The organism is Streptomyces sp. CG 926 (assembly GCF_003148825.1).
Taxonomy (GTDB): domain Bacteria; phylum Actinomycetota; class Actinomycetes; order Streptomycetales; family Streptomycetaceae; genus Streptomyces.
Genome location: NZ_QGGZ01000014.1, coordinates 109,544 through 133,883 on the forward strand (window position 1 = coordinate 109,544; position 24,340 = coordinate 133,883).

General features: G+C 72.2%; 28 protein-coding genes and 1 pseudogene. 15 read left to right on the top strand and 14 right to left on the bottom strand.

Annotation, left to right across the window (positions count from 1 at the left end; all coding sequences use genetic code 11):
- Positions 1 to 79: 79 nt before the first annotated feature.
- From BCL76_RS31890 to BCL76_RS31900, 3 genes and pseudogenes are all read right to left on the bottom strand, one after another.
- On the bottom strand, positions 80 to 421 hold the full coding sequence (locus tag BCL76_RS31890; protein WP_109782837.1) for an ArsR/SmtB family transcription factor: 342 nt from the start codon (positions 419 to 421) through the stop codon (positions 80 to 82).
- A 4-nt stretch (positions 422 to 425) separates the two neighbouring features.
- A pseudogene (locus BCL76_RS31895) lies at positions 426 to 749 on the bottom strand (VOC family protein); the annotation flags it as partial.
- Positions 750 to 793: 44 nt separating this feature from the next.
- Complete coding sequence (locus tag BCL76_RS31900; RefSeq protein WP_258310013.1) at positions 794 to 1,633, bottom strand: class I SAM-dependent methyltransferase; 840 nt, start codon at positions 1,631 to 1,633, stop codon at positions 794 to 796.
- Positions 1,634 to 1,778: 145 nt separating this feature from the next.
- Here BCL76_RS31900 and BCL76_RS31905 point away from each other — a divergent pair, with 145 nt between their 5' ends.
- The 4 genes from BCL76_RS31905 (at position 1,779) to BCL76_RS31920 (ending at position 5,155) form a co-directional block, all read left to right on the top strand.
- On the top strand, positions 1,779 to 2,516 hold the full coding sequence (locus BCL76_RS31905) for an ArsR/SmtB family transcription factor (RefSeq protein ID WP_258310014.1): 738 nt from the start codon (positions 1,779 to 1,781) through the stop codon (positions 2,514 to 2,516).
- A 70-nt stretch (positions 2,517 to 2,586) separates the two neighbouring features.
- Positions 2,587 to 3,528 carry a DMT family transporter gene (locus tag BCL76_RS31910; protein WP_109782840.1) on the top strand — a complete coding sequence of 314 codons (942 nt, stop codon included), beginning with the start codon at positions 2,587 to 2,589 and terminating at the stop codon, positions 3,526 to 3,528.
- Between the two features lie 79 nt (positions 3,529 to 3,607).
- Entirely contained in the window at positions 3,608 to 4,537 is a 930-nt protein-coding gene (locus BCL76_RS31915; protein ID WP_109782929.1) for a ketopantoate reductase family protein, read from the top strand.
- 105 nt (positions 4,538 to 4,642) lie between these two features.
- The gene (locus BCL76_RS31920; protein WP_258310015.1) at positions 4,643 to 5,155 is read left to right on the top strand and encodes a hypothetical protein; all 513 of its coding nucleotides are present in this window, start codon (positions 4,643 to 4,645) and stop codon (positions 5,153 to 5,155) included.
- On the opposite strand, the gene BCL76_RS31925 is transcribed toward BCL76_RS31920, so the two are convergent.
- The gene (locus BCL76_RS31925) at positions 5,149 to 5,604 is read right to left on the bottom strand and encodes a Fur family transcriptional regulator (protein WP_109782841.1); all 456 of its coding nucleotides are present in this window, start codon (positions 5,602 to 5,604) and stop codon (positions 5,149 to 5,151) included. The genes BCL76_RS31920 and BCL76_RS31925 overlap by 7 nt on opposite strands.
- 354 nt (positions 5,605 to 5,958) lie before the next feature.
- Here BCL76_RS31925 and katG point away from each other — a divergent pair, with 354 nt between their 5' ends.
- Together katG and BCL76_RS31935 are read left to right on the top strand one after the other, a co-directional pair.
- A complete protein-coding gene (katG, locus tag BCL76_RS31930) occupies positions 5,959 to 8,148 on the top strand; it encodes a catalase/peroxidase HPI (protein WP_109782842.1) in 2,190 nt (729 codons plus the stop codon).
- 153 nt (positions 8,149 to 8,301) lie between these two features.
- The gene (locus BCL76_RS31935; RefSeq protein ID WP_109782843.1) at positions 8,302 to 8,787 is read left to right on the top strand and encodes a DUF6328 family protein; all 486 of its coding nucleotides are present in this window, start codon (positions 8,302 to 8,304) and stop codon (positions 8,785 to 8,787) included.
- A 191-nt stretch (positions 8,788 to 8,978) separates the two neighbouring features.
- Here BCL76_RS31935 and BCL76_RS39230 read toward each other — a convergent pair whose 3' ends face one another.
- Complete coding sequence (locus BCL76_RS39230; protein WP_181382813.1) at positions 8,979 to 9,134, bottom strand: DUF6131 family protein; 156 nt, start codon at positions 9,132 to 9,134, stop codon at positions 8,979 to 8,981.
- Positions 9,135 to 9,245: 111 nt separating this feature from the next.
- The gene (locus BCL76_RS31940; RefSeq protein WP_109782844.1) at positions 9,246 to 9,911 is read right to left on the bottom strand and encodes an HAD family hydrolase; all 666 of its coding nucleotides are present in this window, start codon (positions 9,909 to 9,911) and stop codon (positions 9,246 to 9,248) included.
- A gap of 243 nt (positions 9,912 to 10,154) precedes the next feature.
- On the opposite strand from BCL76_RS31940, the gene BCL76_RS31945 reads away from it, so the two are divergent.
- The 3 genes from BCL76_RS31945 to BCL76_RS40555 all read left to right on the top strand — a co-directional run bounded on the left by BCL76_RS31945 (position 10,155) and on the right by BCL76_RS40555 (position 11,755).
- Positions 10,155 to 10,982 carry a YhjD/YihY/BrkB family envelope integrity protein gene (locus BCL76_RS31945; protein WP_109782931.1) on the top strand — a complete coding sequence of 276 codons (828 nt, stop codon included), beginning with the start codon at positions 10,155 to 10,157 and terminating at the stop codon, positions 10,980 to 10,982.
- Between the two features lie 261 nt (positions 10,983 to 11,243).
- The gene (locus BCL76_RS31950) at positions 11,244 to 11,483 is read left to right on the top strand and encodes a DUF6213 family protein (RefSeq protein ID WP_109782845.1); all 240 of its coding nucleotides are present in this window, start codon (positions 11,244 to 11,246) and stop codon (positions 11,481 to 11,483) included.
- Positions 11,480 to 11,755 carry a hypothetical protein gene (locus BCL76_RS40555; RefSeq protein WP_375137988.1) on the top strand — a complete coding sequence of 92 codons (276 nt, stop codon included), beginning with the start codon at positions 11,480 to 11,482 and terminating at the stop codon, positions 11,753 to 11,755. Before BCL76_RS31950 ends, BCL76_RS40555 begins: the two co-directional genes overlap by 4 nt.
- 375 nt (positions 11,756 to 12,130) lie before the next feature.
- Here BCL76_RS40555 and BCL76_RS31960 read toward each other — a convergent pair whose 3' ends face one another.
- A complete protein-coding gene (locus tag BCL76_RS31960; RefSeq protein WP_109782846.1) occupies positions 12,131 to 12,622 on the bottom strand; it encodes a DUF5709 domain-containing protein in 492 nt (163 codons plus the stop codon).
- A 14-nt stretch (positions 12,623 to 12,636) separates the two neighbouring features.
- Positions 12,637 to 12,879 carry a DUF6480 family protein gene (locus BCL76_RS31965; RefSeq protein WP_109782847.1) on the bottom strand — a complete coding sequence of 81 codons (243 nt, stop codon included), beginning with the start codon at positions 12,877 to 12,879 and terminating at the stop codon, positions 12,637 to 12,639.
- Positions 12,880 to 13,140: 261 nt separating this feature from the next.
- On the opposite strand from BCL76_RS31965, the gene BCL76_RS39235 reads away from it, so the two are divergent.
- Positions 13,141 to 13,449, top strand: coding sequence for a phage holin family protein (locus BCL76_RS39235; protein WP_181382826.1), 309 nt, complete (start codon positions 13,141 to 13,143; stop codon positions 13,447 to 13,449).
- 29 nt (positions 13,450 to 13,478) lie between these two features.
- Positions 13,479 to 13,793: a hypothetical protein gene (locus BCL76_RS31970; protein ID WP_258310016.1), complete on the top strand. Its 315-nt coding sequence runs from the start codon at positions 13,479 to 13,481 to the stop codon at positions 13,791 to 13,793.
- A 75-nt stretch (positions 13,794 to 13,868) separates the two neighbouring features.
- On the opposite strand, the gene BCL76_RS31975 is transcribed toward BCL76_RS31970, so the two are convergent.
- Both BCL76_RS31975 and BCL76_RS39240 read right to left on the bottom strand, forming a co-directional pair.
- The gene (locus BCL76_RS31975) at positions 13,869 to 14,255 is read right to left on the bottom strand and encodes a SpoIIE family protein phosphatase (protein WP_109782848.1); all 387 of its coding nucleotides are present in this window, start codon (positions 14,253 to 14,255) and stop codon (positions 13,869 to 13,871) included.
- Between the two features lie 32 nt (positions 14,256 to 14,287).
- The gene (locus BCL76_RS39240) at positions 14,288 to 14,443 is read right to left on the bottom strand and encodes a DUF6131 family protein (RefSeq protein ID WP_181382814.1); all 156 of its coding nucleotides are present in this window, start codon (positions 14,441 to 14,443) and stop codon (positions 14,288 to 14,290) included.
- Positions 14,444 to 14,657: 214 nt separating this feature from the next.
- Here BCL76_RS39240 and BCL76_RS31980 point away from each other — a divergent pair, with 214 nt between their 5' ends.
- Entirely contained in the window at positions 14,658 to 15,896 is a 1,239-nt protein-coding gene (locus BCL76_RS31980) for an FAD-dependent oxidoreductase (protein WP_109782849.1), read from the top strand.
- A gap of 96 nt (positions 15,897 to 15,992) precedes the next feature.
- Entirely contained in the window at positions 15,993 to 17,213 is a 1,221-nt protein-coding gene (locus tag BCL76_RS31985; protein ID WP_109782850.1) for a cytochrome P450 family protein, read from the top strand.
- Between the two features lie 31 nt (positions 17,214 to 17,244).
- Here the strand turns inward: BCL76_RS31985 and BCL76_RS31990 are convergent, their stop codons facing one another.
- Positions 17,245 to 17,925, bottom strand: coding sequence for a M15 family metallopeptidase (locus BCL76_RS31990; protein ID WP_258310017.1), 681 nt, complete (start codon positions 17,923 to 17,925; stop codon positions 17,245 to 17,247).
- Positions 17,922 to 19,076 (bottom strand): PP2C family protein-serine/threonine phosphatase, encoded by a 1,155-nt coding sequence (locus tag BCL76_RS31995; RefSeq protein ID WP_258310018.1) that lies wholly within the window; start codon positions 19,074 to 19,076, stop codon positions 17,922 to 17,924. Before BCL76_RS31995 ends, BCL76_RS31990 begins: the two co-directional genes overlap by 4 nt.
- 376 nt (positions 19,077 to 19,452) lie before the next feature.
- Between BCL76_RS31995 and hemC the strand changes: the two genes are divergently transcribed.
- Both hemC and BCL76_RS32005 read left to right on the top strand, forming a co-directional pair.
- Positions 19,453 to 20,385 (top strand): hydroxymethylbilane synthase, encoded by a 933-nt coding sequence (gene hemC / locus BCL76_RS32000; RefSeq protein WP_109782852.1) that lies wholly within the window; start codon positions 19,453 to 19,455, stop codon positions 20,383 to 20,385.
- A gap of 368 nt (positions 20,386 to 20,753) precedes the next feature.
- Complete coding sequence (locus BCL76_RS32005; RefSeq protein ID WP_181382816.1) at positions 20,754 to 21,854, top strand: AraC family transcriptional regulator; 1,101 nt, start codon at positions 20,754 to 20,756, stop codon at positions 21,852 to 21,854.
- 168 nt (positions 21,855 to 22,022) lie between these two features.
- Here BCL76_RS32005 and BCL76_RS32010 read toward each other — a convergent pair whose 3' ends face one another.
- A complete protein-coding gene (locus tag BCL76_RS32010) occupies positions 22,023 to 23,450 on the bottom strand; it encodes a serine/threonine-protein kinase (RefSeq protein WP_375137989.1) in 1,428 nt (475 codons plus the stop codon).
- A gap of 5 nt (positions 23,451 to 23,455) precedes the next feature.
- Positions 23,456 to 24,283: a serine/threonine protein kinase gene (locus BCL76_RS32015; protein WP_181382817.1), complete on the bottom strand. Its 828-nt coding sequence runs from the start codon at positions 24,281 to 24,283 to the stop codon at positions 23,456 to 23,458.
- Between the last annotated feature and the right edge of the window lie 57 nt (positions 24,284 to 24,340).

Sequence of the window (24,340 nt, forward strand, 5' to 3'; positions counted from 1 at the left end):
TCGGGGTCGTCACCGAACCCATGGAACGGATCCGGACAGTCGGCGGGTTCGCGGCTCGGCTCGCGGCCGGGAACATGGTTCATGCCTCATCGTCCGGCATTCCGCCGAGGAGGCGGCCGAGGTCCGTCAGCCTGCCGCGCCAGTACCGCTCGTACGGATGCAGCCAGTCCTGGACATCGGCCAGGGGAGCCGCTTCGAGCTGGTACATCCGCTGTCGGCCGGCGCGTTCCTCGGATACGAGCCCGGCCTCCCGGAGCACCTTGAGGTGTTCGGAGAGGCTGGGGCGGCGCATGTCGGAATGGTCCGCGAGGGCTTGGACGGGCTGGGGGCCGCGTTCGCGCAGCAGCCGCAGCACCTCGCGGCGGGTGCCGTTGGCGAGCGCGGCGAACACACGGTCCGAGTCGGCACCCGTCGTGACCATGGGGCTAGAAGCCTTCCTTCTCCGTGAGCAGCATCAGGCCGTTGCCGTCGGGGTCGTGGAAGCCGGCCATCCGCCCCCAGGGGACGTCGTCCGGACCCGTCACCTCGACTCCGGCCGCGGCGAGCTTCGCGCAGTCGGCGTCGACGTCGGCCGTGACCAACATGATCCCCCGGGTGGGGCCGGGCGTGAAATCCCCCGTGCCCGGGCCCGAGAGGGTGAAGACGGTCTCGGCTCCTTCGGGTGCGACCTGCAGCCGGCGCATGGGGCCGACCTGTCGGTCGGCACGGACCTCGAAGCCGAGGACATCGGTGTAGAAGGCCAGAGCCCGCTCCTGGTCGTGTTCATGACGTCACGACAGGTAGGGGGCCACGATCAGGGGCGGGTGGCGGTCACCAGGTAGTAGTCCAGGATCTGCTGTTCCCACGCGGCCAGGAAGTTCCGGGGCCAGGTGCCCGGCTCCCAGAGGCGGGCGAGCCAGCGGTCCCAGCCCGGCCAGACCTGCGGACCGATCGAGGCGACCCGCACGTCGGCGAAGCCGGCTTCGACCAGGGCTTCGGTGAGTCGGGACACCGGCCGCGCGATGTCCAGGCCGCTGGCGAACGAGTCGAGCAGCCCCGCGAGCCGCTGCGCGGGCTCGGGCGCACCCTCCACGGTGAAGAAGCTGGTGACGGCCACCCGCCCGCCCGGGCCCAGCACCCTCGCCGCCTCCCGGGCGAAGGCGGTCAGGTCCGGGAAGTGCTGCGCCGCCTCGACGCTGTAGAGGCAGTCGAACTCCGCGTCACCGAGGGGCAGTTCCTCCGCGGCCCCGAGCGCGAAGGTCAGCCGGTGCGGCTGCGCCGCGAGGAGCGGGGAGTTGGCTTCGCGGGCCCGTCGGAGCTGTTGGGGATGGATGTCCACCCCGGTGACGGCGGCGGGCCCGTACTCCTCGAGCGCGAGCGCGCACCCGAGGCCGAGACCGCAGCCGACCTCGACGGCCCGGCCGCCTTCGGGGGCCACGGCATCGAGTACGTGCCGGTAGAGGTCCTGCTCGCTGCGGATCCGGTCACCCTGCGACAAGGGCTGCCCGAGGTCGACCGCCTTCCAGTAGCCGAAATTGATGAACCCTCCGGCGAAGACCGGAACGGCGCTGAGATCGGCCGGCCCGTACGTCTCCCACACCTCGGGCCGTACGACCGGGGACGGCTGCTCCGCGGGATCACCCGACGACAACACCCCACCACCTCCTCGTGCCGGGGGCGCTGCGCCCCGCAGTATTCAGTGTGGCGGGCGACCCCCTGCTCGCGACAGTGGACCTCGGTGGACCTCACCCCGCTCGAATCATTCGCTGCTCACCGAAATCATGGGGCATCCTGGACGTATGAATGAGACGCATCCCGGATCGATGCCCGCGGGCGCAACGGCCCCCGCGGCGCTACTGGCCGCCTTCGCCGCCGCCCTGGCCGACGAGACGCGGGCCGCGATCTGCATGACCCTGCTGGAGGGGCGCGCCTGGACCGCGGGCGAGCTGGCCCGCATCACCTCGGTGGCGCCCTCCACCATCAGCGGCCATCTGACCCGGCTGCTCGACGTGGGCATCTGCGTGACCGAGCGGCAGGGCCGCCACAGCTATGTGCGCATCGCCGACGGCGCGACGGCCCGGCTGCTCGACGAGCTCGCCTCGCACGCCGTTCCGAACCGGGACGCGGCGCACGCCGTGCCCGTGGTCGCCGCACCGGACCCGCTGGCCCGCGCCCGGACCTGCTACGACCACTTCGCCGGGCGGCTCGGCATGGCGGTGACGGACGCGATGGAACGGCGCGGGTTGCTGCGCACCGAGGACGTGTTCGAGCTGACGGAGGCCGGCCGGGCCTGGTGCGCCGACGCCGGCATCGCTCTCGCCGGCGAGGGGCGCAGGCCGCTTGCGAGCTCCTGCCTGGACTGGACCGAGCGGCGCCGCCACCTGGGAGGCCTCGCCGGGGCACGCCTGTGTGCACGGGCGTGCGAGGAGAAGTGGGTGGTGCGCCCGGCGGGCGGCGGGCGCGCTCTGGAGGTGACGGATGCCGGAGAGCGGGCCTTCGGTGATCTGCTGGGGCTCACGCCGGAGGCGTGGAGCTGAAGGGCACGTCCCGACACGACGGCGCATTAATTCGGTCGACACCGAAATGTTGCGGTCGTAAGGTGGGCTCATGACGTTCCGCTCGAGTTCGATCCCGCCCGGCGTCCTCACCGTCGGCGCCGTCACCTTCACGGTGTTCGCCTGGGCCTCCGCCTTCGTCTCCATCCGCAGCGCGGGGGCCGCGTACTCGCCCGGCGCCCTGGCCCTCGGCCGGCTCCTCGCGGCCTCCGTGGTCCTCGTGGCGCTGCTTCTGATCAGCCGCCAGGGCCTGCCGCCCCGCGAGGCCTGGCGCGGGATCCTGGTGTCCGGCGTCGTGTGGTTCTGCGGCTACACGGTCGTCCTGAACTGGGGTGAACGGCTGGTCGACGCGGGCACCGCGTCGCTGCTCGTGAACATCGGGCCCATCCTCATGGCCCTCCTCGCGGCCCGCCTCCTCGGCGAGGCACTGCCCCCGCGGCTCCTGGTCGGCATGGCCGTCTCCTTCGCCGGAGCGGTGGTCGTGGGCCTGTCCATGTCGTCCGGGGACGGTGGCTCCACCTCGGTGCTCGGGGTCGTACTCTGCCTGCTCGCGGCTGTGGCGTACGCGACCGGCGTCATCGCCCAGAAGCCCGCGCTCTCCTACGGCACCCCCCTCCAGGTCACCACCTTCTCCTGCCTGACGGGCGCCGTGGCCTGCCTGCCCTTCACGGGCCAACTGTTCGCGGAACTGCCCGAGGCACCGATGTCCGCGACCTTGAACATGCTCTACCTGGGTGTGGTCCCCACCGCACTGGCCTTCACCACCTGGACCTACGCCCTGGCCCGCATGCCCGCCGGAAAGCTGGGGGCGACCACGTACGCCGTCCCCGCCATCGTCGTGCTGCTGAGCTGGGCCCTTCTCGGCGAGGTGCCGGCCTGGCTGACCTTCGTCGGCGGGGCGCTCTGCCTGGCCGGAGTGGCGGTCTCCCGCTATACGCCGCGCGCACGCCGGACCCCCACCGAGGACAGCCCGCTCGGTGCGGGCCGCAGCTGAGCGAACCGCGTCCCTCCCCCGCCCCGCCTTCTCCGACACCACCGCCACCAACCGCACCTCCCACGAAAGGCACCCCTTGATGAGGATCCTCACGGTCGGCGCCGGCGCCGTCGGCGGCTTCTTCGGCGCGCGGCTCGCGACAGCGGGTCAGGACGTCTCCTTCCTCGTACGCCCGGCCCGCGCGAAGGCGTTGGAGGGCCGCGGTCTGCGCGTGGCGGGACAGGGGGAGGAGCTCCACCTCACGCCACGTCTGGTGACGGCCGGCGCCGTGGGCGGACCGTACGACCTGGTGCTGCTCTCGGTGAAGGCCACCGCCCTGCGGACGGCGCTGGCGGACATCGAACCCGCCGTCGGCCCGGACACCGCCGTCGTGCCGGTGCTCAACGGGGTCGCCCACCTCGACGCGCTCGTCGCCCGCCTCGGGGCCGGAGCGGTTCTCGGCGGCGTCGCGAAGGTGGTCACCACCTTGAACGACGACGGCGACATCCTCCGCATGGCCCCGCCCTCGGTCATCGTGACCGGCGAGCTCGACGGCCGCCCGTCGGCCCGGGTGGACGCGATCCGCGGTGTGCTGACCGAGGCCGGCATCGACTCGCCGGCGACCGAGGACATCGTCGCGGCCATGTGGCACAAATGGGTCTTCATCTCCACGCTCGTCGCCCTGACCTGCCTGATGCGCGGCACCGTCGGCGAGGTGAACGCCGTTCAGGGTGGGGCGGGCCTGGCCGCGGCGCTGATCGCCGAGACCGCGGCGGTGGCGGAGGCCGCGGGCCACCCGGTGACCGCGGCGGAGCTCGCCTTCACCAGGTCGACGGTCACGGCCCCCGGCTCCCCGCTCACCCCGTCCCTGTACCGCGACCTCGTCGCCGGAGCGCCGACGGAGGCCGACCACGTCCTGACCGACCTCACCCTGCGCGCCCATGCGCTGGGAGTGGCCACTCCCCTGCTGGACCTCGCCGCCCTCCAGCTGCGGGTCCACGAACATCGGCTCGCCGCCGGACGCCCCTGAGAGCGCAGCCGTCGTACGCACTCACCCGGATGCCCGGACCATTGGGCATCCGGGCTTCCGGGCCTTTGACTGGGAACTCCCAAGGTCCGGAACCCCCATGGAGGCATGGTGACGGCGGTCGCGTGGATGCGTGGTGCGGCAGGTGCGGTGGCACTGTCGGTGGCGGCGTTCGGCGCCGCGGGCTGTTCCGACGGTGACGGCACTCCGTCCGGGGCCGTGTCGAGCGCCGCGTCGGCGGTGAAGTCCGCGGGCGAGGCGGTCTCGTCGGCCGCCGCCGAGGCACAGAAGGCCGCCGAGTCGGCGGCCGCCGTGGCGAAGGACAAGCTCGCCGGGGTGAAGGACGGGGTCGACGCCAAGGACCAGGTGTCCTTGGGCGCGGTGGCCACCGACGCGGACGGGTACACGACGGTCCCCGTGACGGCGCGGAACACCGACGACGCGACGAAGTCCTTCGCGGTGCAGGTCGAGTTCAAGGACGAGAGCGGCAACCTCGTCGACACCGTGGTCGTGACGATCACGAACGTCGCCGGGAAGGGCACAGGACAGGGAACGGCCCGCAGTACGCACAAACTGTCGGGCACGGTCACGGCCCAGGCCGGTACGGCCCTGCGCTACTGAGCGGGGCCGTCCACGGGCGAGGCTCCGGGCTGCGCCCCCTGGGCGCAGCCCGGGCACAACCCTCGGTAGGTGACCTCGACCCCGGAGACCGTGAAGCCGAAACGCTCCCGCTCCGGGAGGTCGGCCAGTAGGTCTCCGGTCGGGTGGACGTCGCGGATGAGACCGCAGGCGGAACACACCAGGTGCTGGTGCGGGTCGTGCACGTTGGGGTCGTAGCGTTTCGCCCGCCCGTGGGCGGAGACCTCCGCGACCTCGCCGAGCAGGACCAGTTCGGCAAGGGTGTTGTAGACGGTGGCCCGGGAGATCTCGGGCAGCCGCAGCGCCGCGCGGGCGTGCACCTCGTCGGCCGTGAGGTGGACGTGCTCACCGTCGAGGACCTCCGCGACGACGCGTCGCTGGGAGGTCATGCGCCGACTGTGCCCACGTAGTCGCTGCAGCAGGTCGCTCATTTCGGTCCCACCTGTCCGGGCTCCGGGGGACGGCGGTACGTGCGGGAATCCGTGTCACCCGCGGCGCCCGTCCCGTGTCCGCCGGGCCACCCTACAATTGCGCCCCGCGTTTTCCGGTCGGCCGGCACATCGCGGCGATCACATGAATTCACCCATTGGGCCGAGTCGGAACGGCTTTGGGCTTCGACTGCCGGTTAGGCGGTGGCGCCCTGCGTGTTTCTCGTGGCTGTGCGGTCCGGTGTGCGCGACCATACGGACGCCGAGTCGCAGTGCCCGACCCTACGTGAATTGGCGGACGGCGTCGTGAGCGAACGGCCGGCAGATGGAAACACCGCGACAGGAAGAAGGACGGACGTGTCCGGCAGCGAAAGCGAGAACCCGGCAATCCCCTCCCCGGCCCCCACGCCGGCTCCGCCCAGGACGAACCGGGACTGGTGGCCGAACCAGTTGGACCTCCAGGTCCTCCACCAGCACTCGCCCCGGTCCAATCCCATGGACGAGGACTACGACTACGCGGCAGAGTTCGCGACCTTGGACGTCGACGCGCTGAAGCGGGACGTCTTCGAGGTCATGACGGCCTCGCAGGACTGGTGGCCCGCCGACTACGGGCACTACGGGCCGCTGTTCATCCGGATGAGCTGGCACGCCGCGGGCACGTACCGCATCGAGGACGGCCGGGGCGGCGGCGGCTCCGGCGCCCAGCGTTTCGCCCCGCTCAACAGTTGGCCGGACAACGCGAGCCTCGACAAGGCGCGCCGCCTGCTGTGGCCGGTCAAGCAGAAGTACGGGCGGAAGATCTCCTGGGCCGACCTGCTGGTCTTCGCCGGTAACTGCGCCATGGAATCGATGGGGTTCAAGACGTTCGGCTTCGGCTTCGGGCGGGAGGACATCTGGGAGCCGGAGGAGATCTTCTGGGGGCCCGAGGACACGTGGCTCGGAGATGAGCGCTACAGCGGCGATCGGGAACTCTCCGGGCCGTTCGGCGCCGTACAGATGGGTCTGATCTACGTCAATCCGGAGGGTCCCAACGGCAATCCGGACCCGATCGCCGCCGCCCGGGACATTCGCGAGACGTTCGCGCGCATGGCGATGAACGACGAGGAGACGGCCGCGCTCATCATCGGCGGCCACACCTTCGGCAAGTGCCATGGCGCGGTCGACCCGGAGTACATCGGTCCGGAACCCGAGGGCTGCCCGATCGAGCAGCAGGGCATCGGCTGGCGGAACACCTACGGCAGCGGCGCGGGCGTCGACACGCTCACGAGCGGGCTGGAGGGGGCGTGGACGGCGGAGCCGACGAAGTGGGACAACGGTTACCTGGACAACCTGTTCCGGTACGACTGGGAGCTGACGAGGAGCCCGGCCGGCGCCCAGCAGTGGACTCCCAAGGATCCCTCGGCCCAGGGCACGGTGCCCGACGCGCATGATCCGTCGAAGCGGCACGCGCCCATGATGCTGACGACGGACCTCTCCCTGAAGCTGGATCCCGTCTACGGACCGATCGCCAAGGGCTTCCACGAGAACCCGGACCGGCTGGCGGATGCCTTCGCCAAGGCCTGGTACAAGCTCCTGCACCGCGACATGGGGCCGCTCTCCCGCTACCTGGGCCCGTGGATCGCCGAGCCCCAGCTCTGGCAGGACCCCGTGCCCGAGGTCGATCACCCGCTGGTCGGCGCCGCGGAGATCGCCGCCCTGAAGGACTCGATCCTCGCCTCCGGGCTGTCGGTCTCCCAACTGGTCACCACCGCCTGGGCGTCGGCGGCCAGTTTCCGCGGCACGGACAAGCGCGGCGGGGCCAACGGCGCGCGGATCCGGCTGGCGCCGCAGAAGGACTGGGAGGTGAACGACGTTCCCGAGGTGACGGAGACGGTGCGGGCCCTGGACCGGATCCGGCAGGAGTTCAACGAGTCCCAGGGCGGCGGGACGAAGGTGTCCCTCGCCGACCTGATCGTCCTGGGCGGGTGCGTGGCCGTCGAGCGGGCGGCGAAGAGCGGCGGGCAGGACATCACGGTGCCCTTCGTGCCGGGGCGCACCGATGCCTCGCAGGAGCAGACCGACGTGGACTCGTTCGCCGTGTTGGAACCGCGGGCGGACGGGTTCCTCGGCTACCTGCGGGCGGGCGAGAAGCTGTCGCCGGAGACCCTGCTGCTGGACCGGGCCAACCTGTTGACGCTCACCGCGCCCGAGATGACGGTCCTGATCGGTGGCATGCGGGCGCTGGACAGCGGGCGCGGGCGATCGCCGCACGGGGTGCTCACCGAGCGGCCGGAGACGCTGACCAACGACTTCTTCGTCAACCTGCTGGACATGGGTACGCAGTGGAAGCCGTCGGCCTCGGACGAGAACGTGTTCGAGGGCCGGGACCGGGTGACGGGCGAGGCCAGGTGGACCGCGACCGCGGTCGACCTCGTCTTCGGTTCGCATTCCCAGCTCCGGGCCATCTGCGAGGTCTACGCGTCCGGGGACGCGGGAGGGAAGTTCGCGCGTGACTTCGTGTCCGCCTGGGACAAGGTGATGAACCTCGATCGCTTCGACCTCGCCTGAGCCGGAGGTTCCGGTCGGCCGCCTCCCGTCGGCCGACCGGAACCTCCCACGGCATTCCTGCCCTCGGGCGCGTCGTCGGGCCGGGCGCGGGCAAGGGAGACACACAGGGCGAAGGCGCCGGCGCAGACGCCGCAGCGAAGACAGGGAGGCGTCATGGCACACGATGGCCCGGGCGGTCGGAGCGAGACCGCGGAGGAGCGGGCGGACCGGCAGTGGCAGGAGCTCATCCAGGAGATCCGTGTCGCGCAGACGGGCGTGCAGATCCTCTTCGGTTTCCTGCTGACCGTCGCCTTCACCCCGCACTTCCAGGGACTGCCCCAGATCGACAAGGTGATCTACATCGTGACCGTGGTGCTGGGTGCTCTGGCGACGGGGGCACTGATCGGGCCCGTCTCCTTCCACCGCATCGTCTCGGGCCGCCGGATCAAGCCCGAGGCGGTCGCGTGGGCCTCGCGGCTGACCTTCACCGGTCTGATCCTGCTCCTGGCCACGTGCACGTCCGCCCTTCTGCTGGTGCTACGGGTGGCGACGCACAACGCCCTCGTACCGTGGCTCGTCGCGGGCGTGCTGACCTGGTACCTCCTGTGCTGGTTCGTCCTCCCGCTCTGGGCGCGCGTCCGCTACACCGCCGTCGACTGACGAAGTCCCGACGAAGTCCCGCGGAACATGCGCCGAGGTCCCGCACCCGATATCGGGTGCGGGACCTCGGTGGTGCGTGCTGTGCACGTGCGCGTCAGCGGGTGAAGACATCCTGGGCGGAACGGAAACACCGTGCGTCTTTTCCCTGACCGGCATTCCGGCGGTCGAATCCGATGACTTCGCCGAACCGGCTACCAGTAGTGGCGGCGGCCGCCGACCGCGTGCCCGACCGAGCCCAGGACCCACAACACCGCACCTACGACGAGCAGGATGATTCCGAGGGTCCAGAGGATGGAAACTCCGGTCAGGAATCCGATGAGCAGGAGAATCAGCCCGACAGCAATCATGGTGTCCTCGTTCTCGTGGAGGAAACTCGGCGGAACAGTTCGGTCCGCCGAGGTGCTTCGGATGCCGTGTATCCCGAATTCCGGGTTCTAACAGTGTTGAGGGCGACCGAATCAGCGCGCGCCGCCGAGCGGGCTGCGGTCGAGATGCGCGAGCAGATCGGCGGGATGCCGGTAGACGGCCCGCGCCCCGGCTTCCTCGAGGTCCCGGCGGGGGATCCCGCCGCAGAGCAGGCCCACGCTCGTGACGTCGGCCCGGGCGGCCGCCCGCATGTCCCAGACGGTGTCGCCGACGAACACGGCGTCGCGGGCCGCGGCGTCGGCGAGGCCGAGGGCGTGGTGGACCTGATCGGGTGCGGGCTTGCCCTCGCGCACGTCGTCGGAGCTCGCCGTCGCCGTGATCGCGTCGTCGGCATCGATGGCCTTGCGCAGCGCGTCGAGCTCGGTGTCCTTCGCCGAGGTCACGAGCACGACCCGCCAACCTTGTCGGTCCAGCTCGCGCAGCAGTTCGGCCGCCGCCTCGAATGGGGGCAGCCGGTCGAAGTACGTGCCGTAGAGGGTGGAGTGCGCGTCGCTCAGGGTCCCGTCCTCGCTCGTGTCCCGGTCCGCCCCCAGCAGATGGCCCAGCAGATCCTCACCGGGCAGGCCGATCGCGCGGTGGACATCGTGCATGGCGACGTCGTGACCGGCTTGTCGCAAGGCTTCCCACCAGCAGACGACGTGCAGGTGATTGGTGTCGACGAGGGTGCCGTCGACATCGAACAGCGCGGCACGGTTCATCTCCGCCTCCTGCGGGGTCGGCGACCGCCGGGCAAGTGCCCGGCCGCCGCGTGCCGATCGGGATCGCAGCCGATCGGGCACATATCGGGCGCCTACCCGTTGTCCGCCACCGCACGCGCCAAGGACAGGGCCGCCGTGATGGATTCCCGAAGACCGGAGACCTACGGTGGGAGCAGCGACTGGAGCGGCCATGTACGTGACACCACCCGTGACACCACCCCCGGCCCACCGCTCCCCGGCGCCATGAGCGGGTCGGGCGAGCCGGGCCACAGGTCGCCCGTCGAACGGATACGTAGCGCGATACGGCGCCTGCGGGCCGGGCGCCGCTGGGGGCGCGTGCGGGAGGTGGAGCTGTGGCAGCGCTCCCTGGGGTTCGCGGCGCTCGGGTTCCTGACGCTGGTCCCGCTGCTGGTCGTCGTGTCCGCGGCGGACACCGCGACCGGGCAGGGGTTCGCCCAGTGGCTGGGGGACGGGCTCGGCGTGTCGCCGGCCGCCAAGGCGGAGATCGACCGGCTCTTCGCCCTTCCCGGTCAGGCCTGGCGGACCACGACGGCCTTCGGCCTGGCCGTGCTCGCCGTGTTCGGACTGTCCTTCGGAACCATGCTGCAGAGCGGCTACGAGAAGATCTGGGACCTGCCCCCGGGTCGCTGGTGGGGCGGGTGGCGGCACGTGTTGTGGCTCGGCGTGCTGATCGGCGTCCTGTACCTGTCGGCGATCACCCCGCCGTGGCGTGAGTCTGCGGCCCGTGGCCTCGTCGCGGTCGCCATCGGCATGGTGTTCTTCTGGTGGTCCCAGCGGCTGCTGCTCGGCGGCCGGGTCGCGTGGACCGCGCTCCTTCCGGGGGCGATCGCCACGATGCTGGGGCTGCTCGGGCTGCGGGTCTTCTCCCGGCTGGTCTTCTCCCCGCTGATCGCCTCGAACGCCGTCACGTACGGCCCGTTCGGGACCGTCCTCGTCCTGCAGACCTGGCTCGTCGCGGTGGGCGTGGTCATCTTCGGGGGCGCGCTCACCGGCCGGATGCTCGACGACGAGCTGCCACACCGAGTGCCGCCGGTGCGCCCCGGCGGCTGAGCCGCGGTCTCGGGACCTCCGGCGGGCAACGACGGCGACGAGCAGCGGCTACCGTCCGTAGCCCCACAGGATCCGGAACGGATGGCCTGGGCGGTGCGGATCCCACGCGCGGGTACCCGAGGCTGCGGCCGTTTATCGACCGGATGCGCACCTGATGCGGCTTACGCGTGTGATCGATCGATTGGATCCGCCGTGGACGGGTAACCGTTCCAGGAAGCGCGCACCGGGAGGGTGCGCGTTCCGGAGAGGAGAAGTGGTGTCATGCACTCGTTCGCCCTACCGCTGATCCCCACGGAGGAGGGCATGCTCCTCATCCCGGCCGAACAGGTGACGGCCTTGCTGCGGGGACTGGCTTCCGACTGGGAGAGCGCGGCGGAGCTGGACTCCGCGGAAGCCGACGCCGACACCGTCCTGGCCATGACGGAGGCACTCACCCAGCTCGCCGATCAGATCGACGCGGAGTGCATCGCCTGCGCCTCGCAGCCGACCCAGGGCGGATGAAGGCGAGCACGACGAACGCGACGGAGGCGATGGCGCGTCGGATCCTGAGCGAGTACGGCGAGACCTACGCGCACGAGGCCGGTATCGGGCTGCGCGACACCCCGGCTCCCCTGTACCGGCTGCTGGTGCTGTGCGTACCGCTGTCGGCGCCGATCCGTGCGTCGACCGCGGTCGCGGCGGATGGCGGTTTCGCGAGCGCAGGACCGCCTCGACGCGCTGGGACGGGCGCACCACCGCAGATACGACGAGAGCACGGCCACCGCCCTGGGTGACGGAGCCCGGTTCGTGCTCGAGCGCTGGAACGGCGACCTGCGCAGGCTGATGGACGAGGCCGACGGCGAGCCGGCCCGCGCACGGGAACTGCTCCAGGAAGTGCCCAGGATCGGCCCGACGGGGGCCGACATCTTCTGCCGCGAGGTCCAGGCGGTCTGGCCGCGGATGCGCCCCTTCGCGGACGCGCGGGTGCGCGAGGCGGCCGGGAGCCTCGGCCTGCCCCGGACCCGGCGGGCCCTCGCCGCACTCGTCCCGGTGGGCGACTTCGCCCGGTTCGCCGACGGCCTGGTCCGTGCGAGCCTGTCCCCCGACGCCGCAGACCGGCAGACCGGCTCCGCGCCGTCCCAGGTGATCATTGACGGCTTGCCGACCCGTCACCCGCCGCCTTCGGAGTCCCCGGCCCCACCGGGCTCACCGGGCTCACCGGGCTCCTCGACGATGTGCATGGCGGCCTCCTCCGCCGAAGCCGCCCCACCGTTGATACCCACCTCGCGGGCGACGACGGAGATGTGACGCGCGGGCCCGGTCTCGTCCGCGGGCGCCAGCCGTCCGGCCCGTACGGGACCGGATCGCGGGGCGTCGGCGCTCTCGTCGGCGAACTCGTTCCACATCACCTCGGCGCCGTCGGGCTCGGGCACCTCGCGGGCCAGTCGCTGGTCGAGGGTCTCGCCCGCGTGCCGCCCCTCGGCGGTGGTGGCGGGATCGTTGACCGCGTACGGCCGCTCGGGCGGCGAGTAGCCGGTGTCGAGCGTCTCGTCGAGGGTGGGCTCGTCCAAGGCGTTGTCCATGTCGGGCGCCGCCTGGGCGGGGTCGTCCCCCTCGTGCGGTTGGTAGACCTCGTCGCCGTGCGCCTCGGTGCTGCTCATGGTCTCTCCCCGGGTCACAGGTCCAGCACTACGGCGTAGACGAGGAAGAAGAGGGCGAAGATCACCGCAATGACCACGATGATCGCGAGCGGGCCCGCGGCCCACCCTTTCGTGAGCGGTCGGTACGGCCCGGCGCCGGTGCCGGTACTGGACTCGCCCGGCGGCGTCTCCCCCGGCGGCACACCGCCGCCCGGTTCGAGTCCTGCGGTGACACGGGGATCGGGGTCCGGGTTGCTTTCCGTTATTTTTCTGGTCATATCAGACCCCTCCCCGTGATCGGCGCCCTCATACCTGCCGGACCGATCTGTTGTGCCGTCCGCCCCGACCCGTACGTCACGCTGCGTGACACGCGGCCACCGCAGGTTCGCGCCCGGCAGCGGATCGGCGCGGGACGGCCGGTGACAACGCGCTTGACGCCGCGGACACGGGGTAGCCGCGCCAAGACAGCGCAGGGGCTCAACGATGGGCCGGGGTGCGGAATTCGGCCTTCCGGGCGCCTCAGGACGAGGGGGGAAACCGTGAGTACGACAACTGGGCAGCGAGCGCGTGTCGATGGCTCGGCGAGCCTGCTGTTCGAGACCGGGGGACACTCCGTCGGCGGCGTCGGCCTCCTCGGCCTGCTGGCGGCTCAGACCCTGGCGGCGACGACTGTCGCCGCGCTCGCGCTCACCCTGCCCGTGTGGGTCTCGGCCCTGCTCCTCACGGTGGTACCGACCCTGGCGGCAGCCGGATCGGCGAGGGCCGGCAGGAAGCGGATCGCGAAGGCCGGAACACCCGTGACGACCTCGGCCGGACCGTCGAAACACCGACGGCCGAGGCTGACATGACAGCCCGTACGAAGGAGAGGACCGTAGCCGTGAAGGAACAAGCCACCAAGAAGGCCGAGCAGCTGACCGACCAGCTCCGCGAGACGGCCGCACACGCAGCTCAGTTGGTGAAGGACAGGGCACCCGGCCCCGTCCTCGACAAGGCGGCGCAGGCAGCCGCACAGGTCCGCGAAACCACGAGCCGGGCCGGGCACCTCGCGTCCGAGAAGGCTCCCGGCCCGCTTGTAGACCAGGCCGGCCGGGCCGCGGCCGCGGCGCGGGCCAACCGCACCGCACTGCTCACCTTCGGCGCCGTGGTCGTCGTGTTCGCTCTGATACGCCGCAGCCGGGACCGCCGCCACTGACCGCGGCCGCCACCGACCGCGCCCGCTCTGAGTCGGAGCGGGCGCGGTCGTCTGCCGTCGGGGGCTCGCCCGGGGTCACGGCTCGTCGTGTCGACGGGGCGCGGATTCCTCGTCATACCGCACGAGGGCATCGGCGAGGGCCTCCAGGTCGGCGTCGCCCCGGTCCTCCGGGACGCCCGCCGCCGGCCGGCTCGCGAGCGCGGCGGGTGCGTGGTCGCTGTCGATACCGGGCGTCTCGACGAGGCCGTCCGTGTAGAGGGCGAGGACGGCGCCGGGTGGCAGGGTGACCTCGGCGGTCGGGTACTCGGCGTCCGGGTCGATGCCGAGCAGGAGTGCCGGCGGCGATCGCGGGGGCGAACGGGCGCCGCATGACTCACCTACCTCAGACGGGTGGCGGCGTGGCGCGGTGGAGACGGTCGCCCGAACGAGCCGCCTCCGTCCCGTACCGGTCCAGGCGCTCATCGGGCGCGTGGAGCACGAGCGGTCCCCCGCTGTCAGTAGTAGTGGTTGCGGCCGCCCACGGCGTGGCCCACGGATCCCAGGATCCAGAGGATGACCCCGACGACGACCAGGATGATGCCGATCGTCCAGAGGATCGATATCCCCAGGAGGAAGCCGACTATCAGGAGGATGACGCCCAGAATGATCATTTTTGGCTCTCCGATCCGGAACCGGTGCAGGGCGCGTGACGGATGTCCGGGCCACATCACCACTTCCTACCGAAAGTCGGCGGGTACCCGGATCCGACCCACTCATGCCGGTGGGGCGCACCCGAAATCGTTTCGCTACCGCGCCGGGCGCGGCGAGTGGGGTAGGACTCCTGCGGGGGCCTGCCCGTGCGCGCGAGAAGGAGACGTTGCCGTGATGACGGAGGAACGAACCACCTGCTGTGTGGTGGGAGGCGGGCCCGCCGGAATGGTGCTGGCGCTGCTGCTGGCCCGGGCCGGCGTGGAGGTGACCGTACTGGAGAAGCACGGCGACTTCCTGCGCGACTTCCGCGGCGACACCGTGCACCCGTCCACCCTGTCGCTGCTGGACGACATCGGCCTGGCGGAGCGCTTCGCCCGGCTGCCGCAGCGCCGCGTCACCTCCGTACAACTGCCCATCGGGCCGGATCGGTCCCTGGTCACGATCGGGGACATCGGGGCGCTCCCCGGCAAGTACAACTACATCGCGATGGTGCCGCAGTGGGACCTGCTCGACCTACTGGCCGACGAAGCGGCCCGGGAGCCTTCCTTCCGACTGCGCATGAACACCGAGGCGACGTCCTTCCTGGTCGAGCGCGGACGGGTCACGGGGGTGCGGTACCGGACCGCGGACGGCGGGACCGGCGAGCTGAGGGCCTCCCTGACGGTCGCCTGCGACGGCCGCGGCTCCCTGGCCAGGGCCCTGCCCGAGCTGGGACTGGAGGACTTCGCGTGCCCGATGGACGCCTGGTGGTTCCGACTGCCGCGCCACGAGGAGGACCCCAGCGGGCTCCTCGGCGGCGTCGGCGACCGGTTCTTCACGGCGCTCATCGATCGCGGTGACTACTGGCAGTGTGCCGCACTGATCCCCAAGGGCACCGATTCCGAGCGCCGCGCCGAGGGCCTGGAGACCTTCATGACCCGGTTCACGGGGGCCGTCCCCTGGCTGACCGGCCGGGCCCACGCCGTCCGCTCGTGGGACGAGGTCAAGCTGCTCGACGTGCGGCTCGAACGGCTGCGCCGTTGGCACCGCCCGGGCCTGTTGTGCATCGGAGACGCCGCCCACGCCATGTCGCCGGTCTTCGGGATCGGCATCAACCTGGCCGTACAGGACGCGGTGGCCGCGGCCCGCTACCTCGCGGGCCCGTTGCGCGAGGGCACGGTGGGGCTGCACGACGTACGCCGCGTCCAGCGCCGCAGGCTGCCCACCACCGTGGCCACCCAAGGCCTGCAGCGCCTCGCCCACGCCCAGGTCATCGAGCCGTTGCTGGCCGGCGATCCCGCGTTCGGCGATCCCGCGCGGGCGAAACGGCTGACCGAGCTCGTCACGAAGTCCCGCCGGCTGAATCGACTCCCCGCGTACTTCCTCGCCTACGGGGCGCTGCGCGAGCGTCCCCCGAAGGAGGCGCTCCGCTGACCCGGCTCGCCGGCCGTGTCCGAAAAGGGACGTAACGGATGGGTAGTACATATATCCTCGCCCGCAGAGCACGGACGACATGCTTCGGGAGGCTTCATGAATGAACAGCCGGCCCTTCTCCCCTACGCCGACCCCGCTTTCCTCTCCGATCCGTTCCCGCTGTACCGGCAGCTGCGCGAGGACGGCCCGGTCCGTCGCGTCGTCGGCGCCGGCGGGCTGGACGCCTGGCTCGTCACCCGCTACGAGGACAGCCTCGCCGCGCTGTCCGACGATCGGCTGAGCAGCGACGTACGCGATGCCTCCGACACCCGACTGCTGCAGCAACTTCCCGTCACCGAACGGGAGTCGATGCTGAGCAATATGCTCCGCAGCGACCCGCCCGACCACACCCGGCTGCGCCGCCTGGTCTCCAAGGCGTTCACCGCCCGCCGCGTGGCCGAGATGCGGCCGCGGATCCAGGAGCTCACCGACCGGCTGCTGGACGCGGTGGTCCCCGCCGGCCGCGCGGACCTCGTGGCGGACCTCGCGCTGCCGCTCCCGGTCACGGTGATCAGCGAACTGCTCGGGGTACCGGTGGACGAGCGCCGCGACTTCCAGCACTGGACGGACCGCATGATCAGGCGCGGCGCGGAGCCGCCGGACCCCGCCGTGGTCGACGACGCCTGGAAGCACATGCGCGCCTATGTGGGCGACCTCATCCGTGCCAAGCGGGCCCGCCCCGGTGACGATCTGCTCAGCGCCCTCGTCACCGCCCGGGACGAGGAGCAGCGGCTCAGTGAGGACGAGCTGATCGCCATGGTCTTCCTGTTGCTCGCCGCCGGCTACATCACCACGGTCAACCTGATCGGCGGCGGCATCGCCATGCTGCTCGCGCATCCCGACCAGTTGGAGCGGCTGCGCGCCGACCCCGCCCTGCTGCCGGCCGCGGTCGAGGAGTTCCTGCGCTACGACGGCCCGGTCAACCCTGGCATCGCCCGGTTCGCCCGTGAGGACCTCGAGATCGCGGGAGTGGCCGTCCCGCGCGGCGCGACCGTGCTGATCGGTGCCGCCGTCGCCGACCGTGACCCGGCGCGCTTCCCGGACCCCGACCGCCTGGACATCGCCCGCCAGGACAACGCCCACCTCGCCTTCGGTCACGGCGTCCACTACTGCCTGGGCGCGCCGCTGGCCCGGCTGGAAGGGCAGATCGCGATCGGCACCGTCCTGCGCAGGCTCCCCGGGCTCGCCCTCGCCGTGCCGGCGGACGAGATCCCCTGGCGCCCCGGTGGCCTGCGCGGTCCCGAGAGTCTGCCGGTGACCTTCGGTCCGGGCGGCTGAGGCCGCCGGCGTCACCCCTCCCGGGCCTGTGTCAGCCGCCCTCCTCGGAGAAGTGCTGGTAGTCCGGGGGGCTCCAGCGGCCGCCCCAGTACCAGCCGATCTCCCGGAAGGCCCGGGTGACGGCCCCGTCCGGGGTGATCATCCCCGGGCGGGTGCGGGCGCGGTCGAGATAGGTGTGGCCGTTCGGGGGGTGGCTGGTGCCCCGGACGTCGACGTACGGGTTCTCGACCGGGTTGATGTCGATGGCGTCGCCCCAGGAGTGCCGGGACAGCCGTCCCGGGTCTCCGGTGACCTGCCGGCAGTTGAAGGCGGAGGTGTTGTCGTCGGCCATCGCCGCGGCGTCGCTGCCGCCGTACTCGGCCATCACCCGCATGCGACGGATCGGGAAGTGGGCGGCGAAGGCCTGTCCGAAGGCCCGCAGCACGGGGGCGACCGCGTCCTCGTGGACCACCAGTTCGCCGCTGTGCACCTTGCCGTCGAAGCCCCAGTGGTTCATCCGGACCAGCCGCAGCCGCTCCGGTGGCACGGGGCATCCGGGGCGGTGGGTGGTACCCAGTTTCTCCGGGGGTACGGCCGTGACGTGCGCGGACAGCGTCTTGACCACCGGCTCGGGGGCGACCTGGACGGGCGACTCGGGCCTCGCCCCCGTGCATGACAACGCCGTCACGCACAGGGTGCCGGTCAGGGCGACGCAGGCGAGGCGATGGCTCACCGTTCCACCGTAGGTTCGCCCGCCTCTCCGGGCATGCCGGAGGCGGTGGCCCCCGGGTCCGTGGGCGGGCGGGGGCGGGCCCGGGCGGCGAGTACGGCGACGTCGTCCTCCGCGTGCCGGGCGTCGAGGCCCGCCACGACGGCGTCCACCACCGCGTCCACCCCCGCCCCCACGGGAGGACGCACCCCCACCAGCCGGGCCAGCGAGACGTCGATGTCCTCGCCCCGCCGCTCCACCAGCCCGTCGGTGAACATCAGCAGGGTCTCCTGCGGGGTGACGGCGCGCGTGACGGCTTCGTAGCCGCCGACGCCGGTACCGAGCGGCGGACCGACCGGGAGGTCGACCAACGAGGCCGAGCCGTCGGCGCCGAAGATCGCCGGCGGCAGGTGTCCGGCGCCGGCGAACATCGCGACGCCGCGTGCGGGATCGACACGTACGAGCAGGCAGGTGGCGGGTCTGCGGGCCGCGTCGTCGGCGGCCAGGGCGTCGAGCCGGCGCAGTACGCGGTGCGGGGCGAGGTCCGTCGACGCCACGTCGCGCAACGTGGAGCGGTACGCGTTCATGTCCACGGCCGCGTCGAGTCCGTGACCCATCACGTCTCCGACCACGAGCAGGGTGCGGCCGTAGTGGAGCCGGATCGTCTCGAACCAGTCGCCGCCCACCAGCGCCCGGGGGCCGGCGGGCAGATAGCGGCCGGCCACCTCCAGGTTGGGGTGCGGCCGGCCCGGTTCCGCCACGAGCGCCCGCTGGAGGTGCGAGACGGTGTCCTCGGTCGCGGCCAGTTGACGCGCGTGCCCCAGGTGTACCGCCGCCAGGCGGGCCGTGAAGTGGACCGTCGCCGCCTCGTGGTCACCGAACCCCGCCCGGGCCCGTACGGCGGTCAGCGTCCCGTACACCCGGTCGCGGTCCGGCAGCGGGACGGAGAGGACGTGGACCGGGACGCCACCGGCGACGGTCACCCACTCGGAGAGTTGGTGTCCGCCGTCCGACGCCCGTACCGAGGGTGACGCGCCGGGCGCCGCCTCGAGCAGCCCGACGGCCCCCGCCGTCGCCACGCGCTCGGAAGCGCCGTCCTCCGTCAGGAGGTCCACGGCGGCCGCGTCGCACACGTACCGGGACAGGAATCCGGCCAGTTCCTGGCACGTGGTCACCGCGTCGAGAGTCGTCCCGATCTGCCCTACGGCGGCCTCGGCCGCCCGGACACGTGCCCACAACCCCTCGGGCCCACCCGCGGGCCCGGTGGGCCTCCCGCCACGCTCCGGCAACGGACCTCCTCGCCATGGACCACCGAAGCAGCCATTCCAGCAGGAGTACCGGTCGCAGGCACGCGCGCCGCGCCCCTGGGGTCCGCGGGCGCGCCCGCCGGGACGGATCGAGGCCGTGGGCCGTGCGGTCCGAGGGCGACCGGCCGTGGCGCGTCGACTGCCTCGAACATGTTCCCGAAAGCGCCAACTTCCTTGCCGGGCAAGGGCTGTGGCCCTCGGCACCGATGCCCGCCGGCGCGGTCGGAGGGCGTATCGTGCCCGCATGCCCGCTGATCTGATCCGTATCGTCTCCCGTGACTCGCCGATGGCCCTGGCCCAGGTGGAGCGCGTCCGCGCCGAGCTCGCGGCACTCCACCCGGAGATCAGGACCACCGTCCTGCCGGTGAAGACCACCGGCGACAAGTGGATGGGAGACCTCTCCCAGGGCGAGGGCAAGGGCGCGTTCACCAAGGAGGTCGACGCCGCGATCCTCGCCGGTGAGGCGGACCTCGCCGTGCACTGCGTCAAGGACGTCCCGGCCGACCGGCCGCTGCCCGCCGGGACCGTCTTCGCGGCGTTCCTGGAACGCGACGACATCCGCGACGCCCTGATCCACCCCGAGGGGCTCACCCTCGACCGGCTGCCGCCCGGTACCCGCGTCGGGACCTCCTCCGTGCGCCGGATCGCCCAGCTCGCCGCCGCGTACCCGCATGTGGAGTGCGTCCCGATGCGCGGGAACGCCAACAGGCGGCTGGAGAAGCTCGCCGCCGGTGAGGCGGACGCGCTCCTCCTGGCCGTCGCCGGACTCCACCGCATCGGCCGCGCGGACGTCATCACGGAGATCGTCCCGGTGGACACCCTCATGCCGCCGATCGGCGCCGGCGTCCTCGCGCTCCAGTGCCGGGAGGACGACACCCGACTCATCGACACCGTCAGCGCGCTCGGCCACCCGGACACGCACCGTGAGACGGTCGCCGAGCGGATGCTCCTGCACGTCCTGCAAGGCCACTGCAACAGCCCGATCGCGGGGTACGCGCGGGCGGAACGGGGAGGGGATCTCTCCCTCCGCGCCTGTGTGTTCTCACCGGACGGCAAGGACGTCCTGAACGCGCACGAGTGGGCGGGCCGTCTCGACCCGGCGACCCTCGGCACGTCCGTCGCCGTCGCCCTCCTGCGCCAGGGTGCCCGCGAGCTGATCGACAGCATTCCGCACTGACCTCACCCACCGTGCGGACCGCCGGCCGTGCCCGGCCGGCCCCGGTACCGCGCACTGCCCAGACCCCCGTCCAGGACAGTGCGTTCACCGGGTCCGGCCGACATCACGCCGGAGCCGGCGCCCAGGCGGCGAGCGCGAAATCGTCTCGGGTCAACTCCACGGGTACTCCTCGTGATACGGATCGGCGGCGCGTTCCCCTCGGGAACGAACACCACGCTAGGGCCACGCAAACCACCCGGCCCAGGGCAGCTCACGCCGGCCAGGGGACCGTCCGCGCCACGGGGGGACTCCGCACGCCGAGTTGGGGACATTCCGCGCCGTCCCGTGCGGACGAGCGGGCAATTCCTGCTCGTCTATGCTCTGCCCCTGTGATCACGCAAGCACACCAGGGCACCACCTCCTCGGCCATCACCCGGCTCAGCGTCACCGCGGCACGCCTGTTCGACATACCCGCGCACGGGTACGCGCACCTGCTGGGCGTGGCGCCCGAGCATCTCGACGACGACCTGTGCCGGACGCCCGCGGCCACCGGCATCCGCATCGCGGAACTGACGACCGTCCGTGTTCCCTGGCCCGAGTTGTCGCTGCTCTTGGCCGAGCAGTCGGGTATCGGCACCCTCGGGGTCTGGGACTACCTGATCACCTCGGCGCCCACTCCGCTGGAAGGGATCCGCGACGCCGCCGCCTACCTCGCGGTCGTCGCCGACCCCGGCACGGACAGCCTGCGGATCACGGAGGACGGCGAGCAGATCGTCATCAGCCATGTCAACGAGGCGGATCCGGGTTACGAACCGGCCTGCGCCATCCGCGCTTTCGCCCTCGGCCTGTACCAACGGCGGCTCAGCGCGGCCGCACAGCGCCGCCTCGTACCCCTACGTGTCACCCTGGCCGCCAGGGCACCTCGCCGGCACCATCCTCTGATAGAGCTGTACGGCACCGCCCACATCGAGTTCGAGGCGCCGATCAGCTCCCTCACCTTCCGCGCCGTCGACCTGACCGCGCCGACACCGCACGCGCAGCCCGGGCTGTCGGACGTGCTGCGCAGACACGCCGATCAGACCCTCGCCACCGCGATCCCCCTGCACAGCTGGCTGGACCTCTTCCGCACCGCGCTGGCCTCCGTCCACGACGAGACCTTCCCCACGCTGCCCATGGTGGCGCGGCGCCTGTCCGTCAGTCCGCGGACCCTCCAGCGCCGCCTCGACGAACACGACACCACATGGAGCAACGAGGTCGAGGCCGCGCGCCGGGACCACATCACACGGCTGCTCCACGGCACCGAACTCAGCATCGACGCGATCGCCGCCCGCAGCGGATACGCCGACGCGCGCGCCCTGCGCCGGGCGGTACAGCGCTGGTACGGCACCACGCCCGCCGCCCTGCGCCGAACCGGTCGCACGGACCCGACCGGTCCGAACGGGAAGCCCGCGCCGGAGCATCGTCGTCCGGTGGCGCGGCCCATGACATGATCGGTCGCCCCCCTGGAGGCCACCGGAGATGACCGTGACCGGGACGCCGGTCAGGTCGGGCGGGGTGGTGCGGCAGAGGCGACATCGTCGAGGTAGGTACGGGCCTGGGCGCGCTGGGTGCGCACCACGCCGACCGTGACCCCGTCGCGCGACCAGGAGGCGGCAGAGTTAGGGAGCCTGACCAGCTGTGGGTGTCGGGCAGTTCGGGAGTTCCGGACGGTCCTTCGTCCGTACGGCCGGCAGCCACCCCCTGGCGTCCGGGTCCGGGCCTGGCAGCCGGACCCGGAACCAGTGCGTGGACCGTAGGTCCGACTCATCGATGACCACCTCGCCGCGCGGCAGTTGGCAGTCGGCGTCGAGGACGTCGGCGTGCCAGACGCGCGTCGACGTGACGTTCCCCGCGGTGTAGGGCCGCATGGGATCGACCGCCAGACCGAGGCTGCACCGCGGGTCCCGGTCCGTCCGGTCCTGGCAGGCGAGTTCGGCGTTGAACACCCGGATCCGGCCGGGTGGTTCCTCGGCCGCGTCCCGGGCTGCGTACGACCAGAGGGCGGAACCGACCGCCCCCGCCGCCGCGACGGCGAGGAGGGCGGCCCGCGTCGCCCGCCCGAGGCGGACCGGCCGGTACCGGCGGGCCGAGCCGGGCGCGCCGACCCGCTGGGCGGTGATCCGCTCCAGCAGGCTCTCGGCGGTGTGCGCGGCGCGGGCGGCGTGCGTCGGGGCGAGGCAGTCGGCGGCCAGCGCCCGCCAGAACTCCGGGATGCCGTGGGCCATGCGCAGCGGCGCCCGCCCCGCGGCGTACTCCTGGACGGCGGCTCCGCGCGCGGCCGGGGTGGCCCCGGGGAACAGTGGGGCGCCCGATGCGAAGACCTCGTGGATCACGATGCCCAGGGCCCAGATGTCGGCGCTCGGTCGGATCTCCACGCCCCGCTCGCCCAGGGGGGCCTTCCAGCGTTCGGGCGGGAGGTAGTCCAGGGTGCCCATCGGGGGCGCGTACCCGTGGGTGCCGGTCAGCTCGGTGGCGAGCCCGAAGTCCGAGAGCTTGACCGAACCGTCCTCGCCGATGAGGACGTTGTCGGGCTTGAGGTCGGCGTGCACCCAGCCCACGCGGTGCAGATGGGCCAGCCCTTCGCAGATCTCGGCGATCAGCCGGCCGCCTTCGGTCTCGGTCACCCCGGAGTCGAGCAGGTCCCGGAGGCTGCCCGTGGCACGCTCCATGACCAGCACGACGGCGCCGTCCGAGGCCGGGTGGTCCGGCGCGTCCAGGACGGTGCTGTCGAGCAGCCGGACGAGCCTCGGATGCCCCGCACGCACTCCGATCTCGACTTCGCGCCGGGCGGCCTCGGCGACGTTCCGGGCCTGGCGAGGGGCGAGTCCGGCGGTCGGCATGATCTTCAGGGCCACCTCGGCGGACTCCCCGCGTGCGGCGGCGGCCCGCGCCGCGCGGGCGTCGACCCGGCGTCCGGCGTAGACGGTCGCCCAGCCGCCGGCCCCGATCGGTTCGGTGACCACCCAGTCGCCCACCCGATGGCCCGGCGGCAGCAGTTCGGTGTGGCTGCTGTCCCACGAGGCGCCCAGGCCCTGCACCCGCGTCACGTCGCCTACCGTCCCCGTGCGCCCGATTCGGCCCGGGGCGGCAGCAGCGGGAGGTGCTCCTCGCGCACGATGCCGAACCGCAGGGCGATCCCGACGACCGCGTCCCGCTTGCCGTTGCGGCGGTCCGTGGCACCCGTACCGGCACCGCCGCCGGTTTCGGCCGCGGCGAAGGCGGCGGCCGGGACGCCGATCCGCAGTTTCTCGTCGGCCAGGTAGTCGATGTGGGAACTGACGGCGCGCGCCGTGAGCCGGCCGCCGGTGGCGTGTCCCCGCAGGCGTTCGACGATCTGCGGGGTGGTGGGCACCGCGACCGGGGACCGGTCGCGCAGCCAGGGTTCGCAGAGCGCGACGAGTACCAGGAAGTAGGTGGCCGTCTCGTCCAGGGAATACGCCGTGACCGTACGGCCGGTCCAACTGCCTTCGGTACGGGGCGGGTCCAGGTAGAGGTGGTCGGGGGCGTACACCTGGAAGGAGACCGTGGTGCCGCGGCGCGTGGGCAGCACCACCCGGGCGAACTCGAAGGGGATGGGCGCGCCGGCCCGGCGCGGCGACACCCGCAGGTACTCGCCGGCCCCCTCCGGATTCTCCACGAGATAGCTCTGGGTACTGCTGTGGTTGGTGAGTTGCCAGTGGTCGTCGACGACCCGGATCTCTCCGGCGAGCCGGGAGACGGCCTCGTCGGCGAGGCACAGCTCGACCGGTGTGGTCGAGGTTCCGCGCCCGAACCGCGCGACCTCGCCCGGGCCGAGCCGTAAGGTCACCGAATCGCCGCCCGGCTCCCCGTCGGCGGCGCCGCCGCTCCCCTGCGGCAGATGCACGACTATGCCGCTCACCGTTCCCCCTGCCCGACGTGTTGACAAGACGTCGGACAAGGAACGTTACCGGCTGGA